At 66.0% G+C, this 15,455-nt stretch carries 12 protein-coding genes; 9 read left to right on the forward strand and 3 right to left on the reverse strand.

All coding sequences use genetic code 11. From position 1 onward, the window contains the following. Nucleotide 1: 1 nt before the first annotated feature. Genes SBA_RS00980 through SBA_RS00990 form a run of 3 tightly spaced genes read left to right on the forward strand, consistent with a single transcriptional unit; the run spans nt 2 to nt 2,400 of the window. Nucleotides 2–973 carry a 2-hydroxyacid dehydrogenase gene (locus tag SBA_RS00980; protein WP_261935581.1) on the forward strand — a complete coding sequence of 324 codons (972 nt, stop codon included), beginning with the start codon at nt 2–4 and terminating at the stop codon, nt 971–973. Continuing rightward, complete coding sequence (locus SBA_RS00985) at nt 973–1,896, forward strand: kinase (protein ID WP_261935582.1); 924 nt, start codon at nt 973–975, stop codon at nt 1,894–1,896. Before SBA_RS00980 ends, SBA_RS00985 begins: the two co-directional genes overlap by 1 nt. Nucleotides 1,897–1,911: 15 nt before the next feature. Then, nucleotides 1,912–2,400: a DUF3237 domain-containing protein gene (locus SBA_RS00990; RefSeq protein ID WP_261935583.1), complete on the forward strand. Its 489-nt coding sequence runs from the start codon at nt 1,912–1,914 to the stop codon at nt 2,398–2,400. A 304-nt stretch (nt 2,401–2,704) separates the two neighbouring features. Here the strand turns inward: SBA_RS00990 and SBA_RS00995 are convergent, their stop codons facing one another. The 3 genes from SBA_RS00995 to SBA_RS01005 form a co-directional block, all read right to left on the reverse strand. Then, nucleotides 2,705–4,015 carry a M20/M25/M40 family metallo-hydrolase gene (locus SBA_RS00995; protein ID WP_261935584.1) on the reverse strand — a complete coding sequence of 437 codons (1,311 nt, stop codon included), beginning with the start codon at nt 4,013–4,015 and terminating at the stop codon, nt 2,705–2,707. 60 nt (nt 4,016–4,075) lie between these two features. Then, on the reverse strand, nt 4,076–6,781 hold the full coding sequence (locus tag SBA_RS01000; protein ID WP_261935585.1) for a TonB-dependent receptor domain-containing protein: 2,706 nt from the start codon (nt 6,779–6,781) through the stop codon (nt 4,076–4,078). Between the two features lie 72 nt (nt 6,782–6,853). Continuing rightward, entirely contained in the window at nt 6,854–8,500 is a 1,647-nt protein-coding gene (locus tag SBA_RS01005; RefSeq protein WP_261935586.1) for a serine hydrolase domain-containing protein, read from the reverse strand. Between the two features lie 262 nt (nt 8,501–8,762). Here SBA_RS01005 and SBA_RS01010 point away from each other — a divergent pair, with 262 nt between their 5' ends. The 6 genes from SBA_RS01010 (at nt 8,763) to SBA_RS01035 (ending at nt 15,452) form a co-directional block, all read left to right on the forward strand. Beyond that, nucleotides 8,763–9,428 carry a response regulator gene (locus SBA_RS01010; protein WP_224547987.1) on the forward strand — a complete coding sequence of 222 codons (666 nt, stop codon included), beginning with the start codon at nt 8,763–8,765 and terminating at the stop codon, nt 9,426–9,428. 14 nt (nt 9,429–9,442) lie between these two features. Continuing rightward, on the forward strand, nt 9,443–10,939 hold the full coding sequence (locus SBA_RS01015; RefSeq protein ID WP_261935587.1) for a sensor histidine kinase: 1,497 nt from the start codon (nt 9,443–9,445) through the stop codon (nt 10,937–10,939). Nucleotides 10,940–11,038: 99 nt separating this feature from the next. After that, nucleotides 11,039–12,460: a CapA family protein gene (locus tag SBA_RS01020; protein WP_261935588.1), complete on the forward strand. Its 1,422-nt coding sequence runs from the start codon at nt 11,039–11,041 to the stop codon at nt 12,458–12,460. 152 nt (nt 12,461–12,612) lie between these two features. Continuing rightward, nucleotides 12,613–12,939 (forward strand): hypothetical protein, encoded by a 327-nt coding sequence (locus SBA_RS01025; RefSeq protein WP_224547984.1) that lies wholly within the window; start codon nt 12,613–12,615, stop codon nt 12,937–12,939. 71 nt (nt 12,940–13,010) lie between these two features. Next, on the forward strand, nt 13,011–14,276 hold the full coding sequence (locus SBA_RS01030; RefSeq protein ID WP_261935589.1) for a TolC family protein: 1,266 nt from the start codon (nt 13,011–13,013) through the stop codon (nt 14,274–14,276). Nucleotides 14,277–14,279: 3 nt separating this feature from the next. Then, nucleotides 14,280–15,452 carry an efflux RND transporter periplasmic adaptor subunit gene (locus SBA_RS01035; protein WP_261935590.1) on the forward strand — a complete coding sequence of 391 codons (1,173 nt, stop codon included), beginning with the start codon at nt 14,280–14,282 and terminating at the stop codon, nt 15,450–15,452. The last annotated feature ends 3 nt before the right edge of the window (nt 15,453–15,455 follow it).

A 15,455-nucleotide genomic window follows, 5' to 3' on the forward strand; every position in this document is an offset into this window, starting at 1 on the left:
GATGCCCGACAAGCCCCGGATATTGGTGACGCGCAAATGGCCCGACCGGGTCCAGGCGCTGATCGCGGAACGATATGACGCGACATTCAACGATGACGACATTGCGCTGACGAGTGCGCAATTGGCGGCCGCGATGCGCGACTTTGATGCGCTCTGCCCCACCATCACCGACCGGCTGGATGCCAGCATATTGGGGGTTGCGGGGCGCCGGGTGCAGATCATCGCCAATTACGGCGCCGGCGTCGATCATATCGATCTTCCCGCGGTGCGGACGGCGGAACTTATCGCGACCAATACGCCTGGCGTGCTGACGGACGCGACTGCGGACATCGCCATCACCCTGATGCTGATGACGGCGCGCCGCGCAGGCGAAGGCGAACGGGAATTGCGGGCCGGGCAATGGACCGGCTGGCGGCCGACCCATCTGCTCGGCACCAGTTTGCGCGGCAAGACGCTGGGGCTGGTGGGCTTTGGCCGGATCGCGCAGGCGATGGCGGAGCGCGCGCGTTTCGGCTTTGGCATGAACATCGTCTATTTCTCGCGACGACCCGGCGCACAGGACGATGAGCGGCGCCTGGACGCCCGCTACGTCCCTGCGCTGACCGACATGGTCGCGCACAGCGACGTCGTATCGCTGCATATTCCGGGCGGCGCGGAAACCCGCAACATCATCGATGCGGGCATATTCGCGCGCATGGCGCCTCATGCCATATTGATCAACACCGCGCGGGGCGACGTCGTCGACGAAAGCGCGTTGATCGACGCGCTGGAAACCGGGCGGATCGGTGGCGCGGGTCTGGATGTCTTCGCCGGCGAACCCCATGTCTCGCAACGCCTGCGCGATGCGCCGAACACGGTTCTCCTCCCCCACCTGGGCAGCGCGACGCGGGAGACGCGGGAGGCGATGGGCCTGCGCGCCCTTGCCAACCTCGACGACTGGAGGGAGGGGCGGGTGCCCCGAGATAGTCTGTAGTGGGGACGGCCATCGACGATCTTATCGCGGCCGAGCGGTTGCCCCCATCCTATGCCGCGATTGTCGATCGCTGGTGGCGGCCCCTCGCAAGACAAATCGCGCAATGGCATGGGTCGGCCGGACGCACCCTGGTCATCGGTATGAACGGGGCGCAGGGCAGCGGGAAATCCACGGTCTGCCGCTTCCTTCAGGCGTCGTTGCTGCCCGAATATGGGCTGTCGGCTACGGTCGTCGCGCTTGATGATCTTTACCTGCCGTTGCAGGCGCGGGAGCAGATGGCGCAGGACATCCATCCCCTCTTTCGGACGCGCGGGGTGCCGGGGACGCACGATGTCGATGCCGGGATATCGCTGCTGGAGGATATGGCGGCCGGGCGGGAGGTCCTGATCCCCCGTTTCAGCAAGGCGCTGGACGATCGATTGCCGCGGACCGGCTGGACGCGTCATTCCGGCAAGGTCGATATCCTGCTGTTCGAAGGCTGGTGCGTGGGCGCGCGACCGGAGGATGCCACAAGCCTGATCCAGCCGCTCAACGCGCTGGAGGCGCAGGACGACCCCGACGGCATCTGGCGGGACCACGTCAACCATGCCCTTGAAACATCCTATGCCCAATGGTTTTCCCTTATCGATCATCTGGTGATGTTGCAGCCGCCCTCGTTCGACCATGTCCTGAACAACCGGCTGCTCCAGGAACATAAGCTTCGCGCGATCGCGCCGGATGCGCCGGGGATCATGGACGACGCTGCCGTGGCCCGCTTCGTCAGCCATTATGAGCGCCTGACCCGGCACATGTTCGCCGACCTTCCGGCGCGCCCAGATATGGTATTCCTGCTCGATGCGCAGCAGAATGTGATGTCCTGCCAACGCCTTGCCCACACATGCTTCCCCTGCGTGCAGCCGCAATGTTGCACCGGGATCGTCTGAAAAGGAGCGATGACTATGTCGCCTGAAGATATCGCCCCCATGGACGCCGTGCGGCCGGGCCTGGAATTCCTCTATGCCGCACATGCGAAACTGGCCGATCCGATACAGATCGGACAGACGCCCGATGGTATGCGGCGGATCATACCGATCCTCTCCGGCAGGGTCGAGGGGTCACGCATCCGCGGCCATATCCTTGGCGGCGGCAGCGACTGGCAGCTCCTGCGTCCGGACGGCGTCACGGTCGCGGACGCGACCTATGCGATCCAAACGGACGACGGCGCGATCATCCAGATCCGCAACAAGGGTCTGCGGCATGGGCCTGCCGATGTCATGGCGCGGCTGGCGAGCGGAGAGCCTGTCGATCCGACGAGCTATTATTTTCGCACCATTCCGGAATTCATCGCGCCCGACGGCCCTTATGAATGGCTCAACAGCAGCATCTTCCTCTGCTCGGGGGCACGCTATCTCGACTCGATCCAGCTATGGGTCTGGCGCGTCACCTGATCGGCGGAGGCAACATCTGTCGGCATGGCATTCCCGCCATGCGCGCCATGCGCCAGTGATAAGGGGGCAGGCCCGCATCTACGGACGCCGGATCGAGAACAGCGGACGCACGGAGCGTCCGAAAAGCGCAAGCCGGTCATGCAGCCGCTCTCGCCCCGGCCTGGATCGACGCAAGCGCATCGGTGCCGCCATCTGGATCGCCTAGAGCGGGCTGCGTTTGATCGGACGCAAGTCGCACGCTCTAGTTTTATGTTTTCGCATCGTTTTTAGCGGAAAACCGGTTCCCACTTTTCCGCACGATGCTCTAGCGCAAGCCCGCCGCGGCAAGGATGGCCAGCAAGTCCATCCGCTTCACCTTCAAGGATTCGCGCGGGCTGATATCGATCCATTCGTCCAGGGAATGGCCGCGCCCGCCCGTCGCCGCCCGCGAAATGGTGATGGCGGGGATGCCCAGATTCATCGGCACGTTCGCGTCGGTCGAACTGAAACTGAGCCGTGCCGCAACGCCTTCGGTCGCATAGGCCGCGGCGGTTTGCCGGACCAGCGCCGTGTCGGCACCGGTCATGCCCGCCGGGCGATCGCCGATCAGCATCTTGTCCACGCTGACGGCGCCGTCCCTGGTCGATCGCGCCTTGTTCTCGGACGCCACTGCGGCGTCGACCTGCGCCAGTACGGCCCGCTCCAGCTTGGCCAGCTCTGCCGCGCTTTCGGACCGCATGTCCAGTTGCAGCCACGCCTCGCTCGGGATCGCATTGACCGACGATCCGCCGCCGACGACGCTGGCGCTGTAGGTCGTCTTGGGCGATGCGGGAACGGCGATGCCGTAAATATTGACGATCGCCTGGCTCATGGCCGTCAGCGGATTGACCAGCCCGAAAGCGCCGAAGCTGTGGCCGCCCGGCCCCTTGAAGGTCAGCCGATAGCGTTTGGAGCCGACGCCACCATTGGTCAGCCCGTCGACCGACCCGTCGTCGATCGAAAAGAAAGCGGCGATGCGATCCTTATATTTCCCCTCGCGGAACAGATGCTTGATCCCGCGCAGGTCGCCCAGCCCTTCCTCGCCGACATCGCCCACGAACAAAATGTCCATCGGGGTCGCGATCTTGCCGGCTGCCAGCGCCTTGATCAGGCTGAGTTGCGTGGCGAGGCCGGCCACGTCGTCGCCCACGCCCGGCGCGTGCAGCATGTTGCCCTCACGCCGGACGGTGACGTCGGTGCCCTCCGGGAAGACGGTGTCCAGATGGGCAGACACGACGACCAGCTTGCCGCCCGGCTTGCCGGTGCCGCGCCGCAGGCCCAGCACATTGCCGACCTCGTCAATCTCCACATCGGCCAGACCGGCGGCCCTGAACCGTTCGGCATAGGCCTTGGCGCGGGCGCCCTCCTTGAACGGGGGCGCAGGAATCTGGGTGAGCGCGACGATCGTGTCGACCCACTGGTCATGTTCGCTTTCCAGCGCGGCGAGCGCGGCCTTCACCGCCGGACGCGCCTTGATCGTCGCCAATATCCGCGCGTCGGCGGGGGAATGCAGTGGGGCGCTGGACTGCGCCAAACCGCCCACGGACAGCGACAGGGCAGCGCCCGCCAGCATCGCCTTCATCGCCAACCGCTTCATTATATTCCCCTTAGTCGTTCCTGACGGCGCCGACCCGGCGCCGCCATCGTCCCGCCTGGATCAGAGACGAACCTTCGCCCCGATCGTCATATAGCGACCGATCGTGTCATAGTGAATCGCGCCGTAGGTGGTCAGCGGCGGATCGCGATCGAACAGGTTGTTGACGTTGGCGAACAGGGTGAACTTGTCGATATTCACCTGGCCGCCCAGGTCGACATAGACGCGCGCCGCGATGTCGTTGTTGGCGATGTCCAGCGCATGGTTGAACTTGCCGCCGCCGACATAACGGACGCGGGCGTCGATCGACACATCCTGGTTGGTGTAGTTGAGCGATCCGGTGGCGCGCCAGTGCGGCGTGCCGAAGCTGACATTGTCGCCCACGTCGCCGGCGCGATCGACCGTGGTCGTGCCGTCGTTGATCAGCACCTTGTCGACATAAGTCGCAAGGCCGCGGATGCGCATCGTGCCGTTCATGCCGCTGCTGACCTTGCTGAGCGGCAGGGTGTAGGTCGCCTCGACATCCACGCCGCTGGTCTTGTACTGGGCCAGGTTGATATAGGTGGTGTAGATGGTCGTGGGCGCACCCGCGCCGTCGCGGACGATCTGGCTGCACAGGTCGCTATTGCCGCTGGCGCAACCGCTGACCACGTCCTGCGCGCCCAGCGACGTGATCGCGTCCTTCAACTTGATGTCATAATAATCGACCGACAAGTTGAAGCCGGGCAGGAAGGTCGGGGTGAACACCGCTCCCAGCGTCAGCGTGCTACCGATTTCCGGCTTCAGGTTCGCGTTGCCGCCGCCATAGCGCGTGATCGAATAAGTGCTGCCATTTTCCGCGACCGTGGTGAAGCTGGTCGTGCTGGTGGTGAACAATTCGGCCAGGCTGCCCGAGCGGATGTCGCGCGAGCGCGATGCGCGGATCAGCAACGTGTCGAAGATGCGGTCGGTCAGGCCCAGCTTCCACGACCAGATGCCGCCGCTGGTGCTATAGTGGCTGTACCGGGCGGCGCCGTTGATATCCAGCTTGCTGAACGGCTGGTCGAGCAGCGGGACCGCCACTTCGCCGAAGGCTTCCTGCACGTTGAAGCCGCCGTCGAGCGGCGAGAAGTTGAAACGGCTGAAGCCCTTGGCGGCCGAAACGGCGTCGAGGCTGTTGGTGACCTGCTCCTCCCAGCGCGCTTCTGCGCCAAAGGCGACCGAAACCGGGCCGGCCCAGGTCGAGAAGGGATCGCCACGCAGGCTGGCGCCGGTGGTGTCTAGCTTGGTCGTGTAGACGACGCGGGCGACATCGCCGAACACATAGTCGATCGCGGGCTGGCTGGCGGTGCCGGTGCCCAGGATGTTGAGCGGCGAGCAGCCCGAATTGGCGTTGGTCAGGGTGACCCGACAGACGATATTGCCGTTCGCATCCGTCACCGCATCGAGCGCGTTGGTCAGCTTCGATCCGTTGATCTGGTTGTCATAGCTCTGCATGTTACGGTTTTCGCCATGGCTGTAATAAGCCGAATAGCGCCACTGGCCGTCCGCGAAGCTGCCGTCGACGCCGATCGCGCCTTCGATATTCTGGCGATAATAGCCGAAGGTGCGGTAGCCATAATCCTCGAACACGCGGCCGACCTTGACGGTGGTTTCTTTGGCGGCGGCCAACTGGCTCTGGATGGCCTGCGACAGATAGGGGTTGGTCGCCGACAGCGTGTAGGTGCCGCTTTCCGCATAGAAGGGATATTTGGCCCAGATGCGGCTATAGCTGCCGTCCGCCCAGAAAGTGGCGTCGCCCACCTCGAAGCTGGCGCGGGCATAGCTGTTGACGCGCTGATAGGGGTTGGTCAGCGAATATTCGTCATTGGTGGCGACGCCTTCGCCGCCAACCATGGTCGTGCCGCTGATCTGGCTGCCATATTGGAAGGCGCGCAGCGTGCCGTCCGTGTTGAAGGTCTGGCCCTTGAGCGAACCTGCGTTGATCAGGCCGCCCAGGCTGGTGTTTGACGCGTTGACGTCGCGCACCAAGATATAGTCGTGGTCGCCGCTGGTGGGCGAGAACAGGTTGGAACTGCCGACATTCTTGCGCGAATTGCGGTCGAGGATGCCGTCATCCTTCTGATATTCGCCGCCGATCATGAAGTGGCCGCGACCGTCGGCGAACTTGGTGCCGAAGGTGGCGTCCAAACTGTAGCGATAGCCGTCGCCGCGCGACGAGATGCCGTTCTGCGCACCCAGGGTCAGGCCTTCCAGATCGTCGTCCAGGATGATGTTCACGACGCCGCCGATGGCGCCCGAACCCCAGGCCGCGCTCGCGCCGCCGGTGACGACTTCGACCCGCTTCACCAGGCCCTGCGGCACGGTGTTAAGGTCGGACGATCCGGTGAACCGGCGGTTGTTGAGCAGGGTCAGCGTGCGCGTGACGCCCAGGCCGCGAAGGTCCATCGCCGACGAGGAAGAGTTGGTGTTGGCGACGGTGCTGGCCGGCGACTGGGTCGCGCGGAACTGTGGCAGATCGTTCAGAACCTGCGCGATGCTGGGGCGGGCGCCCTGGCGCAGTTCGGTTTCGCCGATGACGGTGGTCGGCGTGGGCGCTTCGAAGCCCTTGCGGTCGATGCGCGATCCGGTGACGACGATCGCCGGAGCCGCTTCTTCGGCAGCTTCATCGACGGCAGGCGCGCTGTTCTGCGCCATGGCCATAGGCGCGGAAGCGAGCGACAGGACCAGCGAGGCGCTGGCGGTGCCGGCCATCAGCAGTCGGCGAAATCCGTGTTCAACGATAGGCATGTGATAGTCCCCTTATGCTCTTGCTTTGGTGGTGGCCGCGACCCGAGCGGCTCTTTTGTGATGTTTGTGAAATCAGTCGGCGACGCGGCGGAAGGCGACGTCGTAGGCGCGGCCTTCCCCGAAGCGCAGCGTGGTGACGGCGCCGGTTGCGTCGCGTTCGAACTTGACGGTGATGCGCGAGGATTGCGGCATCGCCTCGCCGGTGAAGACGTCGGCATAGGCGGGCGCGAGCGGCTGGTTGAACCAGCGCGGACCGCTATAGATCAGCATATCGCCATTCTGCCGGAAGCTGAGGCAGGCGAAGGTGTCGACGCCGCAGAAACGACCGACATAGGGCTTGGGATCGAAGGCGGTGACGGCGTCCATCTTGCGATAGGGGATGTTCTCGCCCTCCCGATTTTCCCGCACCAGTCCGGTCTTGCTGAAGGCAAAGACATCCTCGCGCTGCGCCCAGCGGCCGGGGCCGACCGGGGTCAGCAGCTTGCCATCGGCGCGCAACCGCCCCTGCTCGTCGGCATCGAAGCGGACGGGAAATCCGGTCATGCCGTCGGCATAGACGCCCGAAGGCACGGCGCCCTTGGGCGTATAGGGCTTGGCTTTGTAGGGCGGCAGGAAGATGTCGGCGACATCGCGGCCCAGCGTCGGCGTGTCGGCATCGCCCGTATTGCACAGCAGCGACACGGCCAGCTTCTGCCTGGGATAGCGGGCCATCCAGGCGCGATAGCCGCCGGTCGAACCGCTATGGCTGACTTCCTGCACGCCATGATGGTCCAGGTTCACCAGCGCCAGCGCATAGGCGATCGGCGTGCCGTCGTTCAGCTTGGTCGGCGTCTGCATCTGCGCGGTGAAACCGGCGCCGAAACGATCGGCGTCGAGCGCCGCCTGCCACTTCACCAGGTCGCCCACCGTCGTCAGCAGGCCGCCATTGCCGTAGGCGTCCTCGATCACCTGGTCGTTGCGATAGGCGCCATCCTCAAATTCATAGGCGCCGGTCCGCCCGACGACGACATCGGCATGGTCGTCGCGCCAGCGCGTATGGGTCATGCCCAGCGGCCTGAAGATGCGATCCTGGGTGAAATCCGCCAGCGACTGGCCGCTGACCCGCGCGACGATGATCGCGAGCAGATTATAATTGCTGTTGCTGTAGAGATAATGGCTGCCCGGCGCGAAATTCAGTTCCTTCTGCCGCGCGACGATCGCCAGCATGTCCTGATTGTCGGCGGTGCGGCTGTTGCGCGGCCAGCCTTCGATCGCGGCGACCGATCCCCAGTCGCGCAGACCGCTGACATGGTGCAGCAGGTGGCGGATCGTCACCGGCGCGCCGTAATCGGGCGTTTCGGGTACGAACTTGCGGATATCGTCGTCCAGCGACAGCTTGCCTTCGCGCGCCAGCATCAGCGTCGCGGCGGCTGTGAACTGCTTGGAGTCGGAGCCGGCCTCGAAAATGCTGTCGACGCCGTTCGGCACGCCCAGCTCCAGGCTGGCCATGCCATAGGCGCGGATCGCGATCGGCTGACCGTCGCGCGAAACGGCGACCGCACAGCCGGGCGCAGCGGGCTTGGCCCAGCGTGCGAACAGCGCATCTATCCGCGCAAGGCTGGCCGGGTCAGCCTGAGCGGGCAAAGGCGCGGGCAGGGGTGCTGGCGCCGCGGCGGCGGCCGTGCCGGCAAAGCAGAAGGACAGGAACGCCCCCGCAAGCGAAGGCAGCTTGATCGTCATGTCGGATTCCCCATGCGCCCGCCTTGCGTGGGCGGGGGCTCATCTTGTCGTTCCGCAACCGATGGCGCGGGTCGCATCAGCCTCTAGCCGGAGTCGCTGTCATGAACCTGACACATGCGGGAAAGGCGCCGATCACACGCAATCAATGGCAAGCGATCGACTCCCGCCCTTCCCTTTTGCGTCGGGATGCGCCATGCGTCGCGCAATCCTGTTGCCTTTGAGCCGATTGCCTTCGAGAGGGTGCCGCGTGCCGGAGTAAGCTATGCGGTTGTTGCTGGTGGAAGATGACGAACGGTTGGCGCGCGGCATGGTCGCGTCGCTGGAAGCGGCAGGTTTCGCCGTCGATATATTGACCAATGGCGAAGATGCGTTGCGCCTTGTCGGTCAGGAACCCTATTGCGCGATCGTCCTCGACCTGGGCCTGCCCGACATGGACGGGCTGGACGTGCTGAGCCGTTTGCGTGCGCGCGGCGCGACGACGCCGGTGCTGATCCTGACCGCGCGCGACATGGTCGACGACCGGATCAACGGGCTGGACCGGGGCGCCGACGACTATATGGCCAAGCCGTTCGACCCACGCGAACTGGAATCGCGCATCCGCGCGCTGGTCCGGCGCAGCCAGGGCACGCCCGATCCGGTGCTGCGCATCGGCGCGCTGGCCTTCGACCGGTCGAGCCGGACCGTCTATCTGGACGACCATGTGCTGGACCTGCGTCGCCGCGAACTGGCGGTGCTGGAAACGCTGATGGGTCGCCCCGGCAAGGTGGTGGCCAAGGAAAGGCTGTCGGCCGAAATCTTCAACTTCGACGACGCCGTCACGCCCAATGCGCTGGAAGTCTATGTCGGCCGCCTGCGCCGGAAGCTGCAACCCTCAGGTCCGGCCATTCGCACGATTCGCGGCCTTGGCTATATGATCGAAGCCGCCTGACGGCCCGATTCCCGATGCGCCAGTCTCCCCATTCGCTGCGCCTGCGCCTGACCGGGGCGGTGCTCATGCCGCTGGCAGCGCTGGTGCTGCTCTTCTGCATCATCACCGCGCTGGTCACCCATGATACGGAGGCGACCACGGTCGATCGCGTGCTGATCGGGTCGGTGCGGACCTTGAGCCTGGCCTATAACAGCCCGGCCGCCGATCGGGAGCGGCTGGTGCCGCTGGTGATCCATCTGCTGCGGCGACGGGCGCGCCCGGTGGTGCTCTACAGCGTCTATCGGGGAAAGACGCTCGTGGCCGGCGACCCTGCGCTGCGGCCGCCGGTCGATTATCGCGAAACATGGGACGGCGTCATCGATCGACACCGGCCCGCGACATTCGTCAACGCCTATCGCGAAACGCCGATGGTGCGCGGCTATCTGGACCCGGCCGACGCGCAGCAGGTCACGCAGGCCGCCTATCTGCGCAGCGGCGCGCTCCACGGCAAGCCCGCCAGGATCGCGACCGAAATCCGGCGCGTGGATGGCGCCAAGGCCTTGGTCGTCATCCAGGTCGCCGACTATATGGACGATCGCGCCGCTTATGAACGCACCTTCCTGCAACAGGTGGTGCTGGCGGGGCTGGCGGCGTTGGCGATTACCGGCCTGCTCTTCTGGTGGGCGATCGAATGGGGCCTGCGGCCGATGTCGGACCTGACGCGGCAGGTGGATCGGGCGCGACGCGACGCGTCGCCCACCTTTCGCCTGGAAACGCCCGAAACCGGACCGATCGAAATGCAACCCTTCGTCGCCGCCTTCAATGGCCTGATGGCACGGCTGGAGCGCGCGACGGAATCCTTGCGCCAATTCACCTCCAACGCATCGCACCAGATGCGCACGCCGCTGGCAGTCGCCCGCGTGCAGCTCGACGTGCTCGACCGCTACGGCCCCACTTCCCCGCAAGGAAAGGCGGCGCTGCAGGACATTCCGCACGCCATCGATTCGCTGGAACAACTGCTGCGCCAGTTGATCGCGCTTGCCCGCAGCGAAGATCAGGCCGGCACGCAATTGCAGCCCTTCGATCTGTCGGAGGTCGCCGCAACGGTGACGGGTGAACGCGCGGCGCAGGCGCCCGCCGATATCGACATCGGCTATGAAAAGGACGACCCCGGCAGGCTCATGGCCATGGGCCAGTCCACGCTCGCGGCCGAACTGATCGGCAACCTGCTCGACAACGCCATCCGCTACAACCGGCCAGGCGGCACGGTGTCCGTCCATGTCGGCCGCCGCGATGACGCCGTGACCGTCGCGATCGACGATGACGGCCCCGGCATCTCGGCGGCCGATCGCGACAAGGTCTGGGATCGCTTCTACCGCGTCCCGCGCCATAATGCGCCGGCCGGCACGGGCCTGGGCCTGCCGATCGCGCGCGCCATTGCGGAACGGATGGGCGCCACCATCACGCTGGAGGACGGCCGAACGGGCCGGGGCTTGTGCGCCATCGTCAGCTTCCAATCCGTACCCGACTGACGCCCGGACGACGCCCGCCGCCGCCCGTGTGACAGGTTCATGTCAGCAGCAGCCGCTATCCCCGCGCCAAAGCCGATCCCGGCCCAAGGGGAATATCCGATGCTGTCCACGATCTTTCGCCGCAAGGCGCTGCGCACCCTGACGCTGGCCAGCGCCGCGATGATGATGACCGCGGCCTTCCCCCTCCATGCCGAGGAAGAGGAAAGCGGCGGCACGCTGCAACCCACCACCGTTCCCAGCACGCCGATCGCCGGCGACTTCAGCTTCGCCGCGATCGGCGACCTCATCTACCTCCGCCCGATGCTGGCGACGTTGGAAAGGCAGGCGCCCGACATGCTGCGCATCCTGCGCGGCGCGGACGTGACCTTCGGCAATTTCGAGACGACCGCGCTCGACCTCAAGACCTTCAGGGGGTCGCCGCAGGCCGAGTCCGGCGGCACCTGGATGCTGGCAGACCCGGCCGTGCCCGGCGACGTCGCCAAGATGGGCGTCGACATTGTCGGCCACGCCAACAACCACGCCACCGACTGGGGCGTGGAGGGGATGCTCGACACGCTCGACCTGCTGGACCAGGCCCATCTCGTCCATGCCGGGACCGGCCGCTCGATGACCGCCGCCCGCGCGCCATCCTATTATGACGGACCGCACGGCCGCGTCGGCCTCATTTCGGCGACGACCAGCTTCACCCCCATGACCCCCGCCGCCGATCCGCTGGGCCAGGTGCCCGGCCGCCCCGGCGCCAACACCATCCGCAGCACGGAAATCGGCCTGGTGTCGGACGTGGACCTTGCGACCATCGCGCGGCTGGCGAGAACGAAGCCGGGCGCGGCGGTCAAGATGAAGGGGCGGGAGTTTCGCGCCACCGCCCATCCCGCCACCCCCATGACCATCGAATATGATCTCAACGCAAAGGATGTGAAGGCCAATCTGCTCGCCGTGCGCCAGGCCAGGCAGAATGGCAATTTCACCGTCTTCTCGCTCCACAATCATGAGCCGGGCAACGCCTTCCAGACCCCGGCGAATTTCGCGCAGGGCCTGGCGCATCAGGTGATCGACGCGGGCGCCGACGTCTATGTCGGCCATGGCCCGCACCAGTTGCGCGGGATCGAAATCTACAAGGGCAAGCCGATCTTCTATTCGCTCGGCAATTTTGCGATGATGAACAACAGCCTCGATGACGTACCGGCCGACATGTACGACCAGTTCGGCGTCGAACCCGGCAGCGTCACCACGCCCGAACTGCTTGCAGCCCGCAACGCCAAGGAATTTTCCGATCCCAAGCTCTATGAAACGGTGATCGCGGTCAGCCAGTATCGCGATGGCCGGTTGAGCCGGATCAACCTCTATCCGGTGGATCTGGGCGTGAGCGCGACCGGCGCCGGTCGCGGCGTACCCCACATGGCGGACAGCGCGACCGGCGCGCGCATCCTCGAAAGGCTGCAACGGCTGTCGCAGCCTTTCGGCACCCAGATCACGATCGAGCGCGGCGTGGGCGTGATCGCGATAGCCGCTCCGCAATGATGCCATAAGGCGCGAATGTATCGCGCCGGCCCGGCTGCGCTGGTCGCGTGGCCGCCGCCTGCCCGTCACGCCCCGCCCCGGAGCCATGCCGATCGGGCCTCTACGGCGATTTGACGATGACGGATCGGGGAAAGTCCGTTATTGCGCACGCCATGGTTCGTCGGGGTTTCCTTCTTTTGTGGATGATCGTCGCATCGCTCATGGCGGCGTCGGTGGTCCATGCCAATGAAACCATCTCCGCCTCCGCCATCGAATGCTCCGGTTACGTCCATGACGACGGCGATTCCAATCCGTCGCCGGGCGACGCCGACAAGGCGGTCCCGCATCATCATGGCGGATGCCATAGTGCCGCGTCGCTGCTGCCCCGGACGATCGCGCCCATTTTCTTCGATATCCAGGCGGCGCCCAAGACTGCCGCCACCTCCAGGGCCTTTGGCCGCTGGGCACCCGGCCCCGATCTGCGTCCCCCCATCGCCTGATTGACGATCAAATCGCTGTGCCCGCCTCCGGCGGATGTACGGCTTGATGCGTATCAATCGGGATTTCCTATATGCACAGGATCATCGCGGCCGTTCTGGCCGCCACCTCTTGCGTCGCCGTTGCGCAGGCGCAGGATAATATTGCGACGGGGCAGCCCGTCGGCCCAGCCCTCACCCTCGACCAGGCCGTCGCCATCGCCGGCGGCAGCGCCCCGGCCGCCGACGCGGCGCAGGCCGGCATGGACGCCGCGCAAGCGGCACGCACCGTCGCCGGCCTGCGCCCGAACCCGGAACTGCAGTCGCAGGTCGAAAATGTGGTCGGGTCGGGTCCCTATGGCGGCGTCCGTCAGGCCGAAACGACCGTGGGCCTTAACATTCCTATCGAACTGGGCGGCAAGCGGTCCGCCAGGATGGCGGTCGCGGACGCCCAGTCTCATCGCGCAGTCCTCGTGGCGGCTATCACGCAAGCCGACATCCGGCTTCAGGTCACGGCTCTCTATATCGATGCCATCGCCGCGGAGCGCCGGATGGCGACGGCGCGCGACCAGCTTCGGATCGCCCATGACGCCCTGAACGCCGCCCGCATCCGCGTACAGGCAGGCCGCGCCTCCCCGCTCGAGGAACAGAGGGCCGACGTCGCCAAGCTCAACGCCGAGGCCGAGGTGCAAAAGACGCAGCGCCTGGCCAATGCCATCCGCGCCAATCTGGAGCGCCGCATCGGGCAGCCGGTTGCGGGCGCGCTGGACGGGGCGGCGCTCGATCATCTGCCACCCGCATCCTTCGGGCCGACGATGGCGACCAGCGCCGGCACCCTGGCGCTGGCGGCGGCCGATGCCGATCTTGCCATGGCCGATGCCGGCGTGCGGCTCGCCCGGTCGCAGCGCATACCCGATGTCACGATCGGCCCGGCGGTCCGGCGCCTCTCCGCCACCAACGACACCGCTGCCGTCCTGTCCCTCTCCATCCCGATACCGCTGTTCGACGCGGGTCAGGCGGCCGTCGCGCAGGCCAGCGCGCAGCGCATCCAGGCGGAAGCGCAACGGCGCATGACCGCGCTCGATGTCGAACAGGCGATCACGGATGCGCTGGCCGAAGCCGACAATGCAGCGACCGCCGCGCGCAATGCCAACGGTTCGGCCCTCGCCGCCGCACAGGAGGCAGCCCGCATCGCGCGTATCGGCTATCGCGAGGGGAAATTCGGCCAGATCGACCTTCTCGACGCCGAACGGACCCTTGCGCAGACCCGTCTCGCCGCGATCGACGCGCTCGCATCCTACCAGAACGCCAGGGCCCGGTTGGAGCGATTGATCGCTCCCGCGCCCGTAAAGGGAAACTGATCCATGACCATCACACACGCAAAAGCATTTCTTCTTCCCATCACCCTTGCCGTCCTGCTCGCAGGCTGCGGCGGCAGCGCCGGAAACGAAGCAGGCAATGCCGCTTCGCCCATGGAACATGAGGCCGGCGGCGAAACCACCCACACCGAAGAAGAAGGCAGGATTATCCTGTCGGACGATCAGATCACGTCTGCCGGCATCCAGCTGGGACGGCCTGTGACCGGCGGTTCGGCTACGCTGGAACTGCCGGCCACCGTCGAAGGCGACCCGCAAGGCACGCAGGTCGTCGCCGCGGCAATCGGCGGGCGGGTCGTATCGCTGACCCGCAATCTGGGGCAGTCGGTCGTTCGCGGCCAAACCATCGCCATCATCGAAAGCCGCGAAGCCGCCGTGCTCAAGGGCGACATGGAGGCGACCCGCGCCAGGCTGGCGCTGGCCAATTCCAACCTGGCCCGCGAACAGCGCCTGTTCGCCCAGCGCGTGTCGCCCGAACAGGATCTGATCGCCGCCCGCACCGCCGCGATCGAGGCGGGCATCGCCTATCGGCAAGCCCAGAGCCAGGTGTCCGCGGCGGGCGGCGGCGGTGGCGGCCTCAACCGGCTCGGCATCGCCGCGCCCGTCTCGGGTCAGGTGATCTCGCGCAGCGTCGTTCTGGGCCAGACGGTAGCGGCCGACACGGAACTCTATCGGATCGCCAATCTGTCCAGCGTCTCGATTGCACTTCATCTCCAGCCTGCTGATGCGGGCCGGGTCAAGCCCGGCAACCGGGTGATCGTCAAGGCTGCGGACCGTGAAGCGGCCGCCCGGATCAGCTTCGTTTCGCCCGTGCTGGACGCGCAGACCCGCATGGTGCCGGTCATCGCGATGCTGGACAATCGCGCGGGCCGATGGCGTGTCGGAGAGCCGGTGACGGCATCGGTCGACCTCGCCGACAGCGGCGGGGACGGCGCGATCCGCATACCCACCACCGCCGTCCAGACCGTCGAGAACAAGTCGGTCGTGTTCGTGCGGACCGACAGCGGTTTCCAGGCTGTCCCGGTCACACTCGGCGACAATAGCGGCAGCAGCGTGATCGTGCGCGCCGGCCTCAAGGGGACCGAACGGATCGCCACCACCAACAGCTTCACGCTCAAGGCCGAACTCGGCAAGGGCGAAGCCACCCATGAGGATCATTGAGCC

This window comes from Sphingomonas bisphenolicum (assembly GCF_024349785.1).
Classification (GTDB): domain Bacteria; phylum Pseudomonadota; class Alphaproteobacteria; order Sphingomonadales; family Sphingomonadaceae; genus Sphingobium; species Sphingobium bisphenolicum.

What these genes read in the sequence shown, in the direction of transcription:
- SBA_RS01010 (WP_224547987.1), top strand. Translation starts at nt 8,763, where the DNA reads ATGCGGTTGTTGCTGGTGGAAGATGACGAACGGTTGGCGCGCGGCATG.
- SBA_RS01035 (WP_261935590.1), top strand. Translation starts at nt 14,280, where the DNA reads ATGACCATCACACACGCAAAAGCATTTCTTCTTCCCATCACCCTTGCC.
- SBA_RS01005 (WP_261935586.1), bottom strand. Translation starts at nt 8,500, where the DNA reads ATGACGATCAAGCTGCCTTCGCTTGCGGGGGCGTTCCTGTCCTTCTGC.
- SBA_RS01000 (WP_261935585.1), bottom strand. Translation starts at nt 6,781, where the DNA reads ATGCCTATCGTTGAACACGGATTTCGCCGACTGCTGATGGCCGGCACC.
- SBA_RS01025 (WP_224547984.1), top strand. Translation starts at nt 12,613, where the DNA reads ATGGTTCGTCGGGGTTTCCTTCTTTTGTGGATGATCGTCGCATCGCTC.
- SBA_RS01015 (WP_261935587.1), top strand. Translation starts at nt 9,443, where the DNA reads ATGCGCCAGTCTCCCCATTCGCTGCGCCTGCGCCTGACCGGGGCGGTG.
- SBA_RS00980 (WP_261935581.1), top strand. Translation starts at nt 2, where the DNA reads ATGCCCGACAAGCCCCGGATATTGGTGACGCGCAAATGGCCCGACCGG.
- SBA_RS01020 (WP_261935588.1), top strand. Translation starts at nt 11,039, where the DNA reads ATGCTGTCCACGATCTTTCGCCGCAAGGCGCTGCGCACCCTGACGCTG.
- SBA_RS00990 (WP_261935583.1), top strand. Translation starts at nt 1,912, where the DNA reads ATGTCGCCTGAAGATATCGCCCCCATGGACGCCGTGCGGCCGGGCCTG.
- SBA_RS00995 (WP_261935584.1), bottom strand. Translation starts at nt 4,015, where the DNA reads ATGAAGCGGTTGGCGATGAAGGCGATGCTGGCGGGCGCTGCCCTGTCG.
- SBA_RS01030 (WP_261935589.1), top strand. Translation starts at nt 13,011, where the DNA reads ATGCACAGGATCATCGCGGCCGTTCTGGCCGCCACCTCTTGCGTCGCC.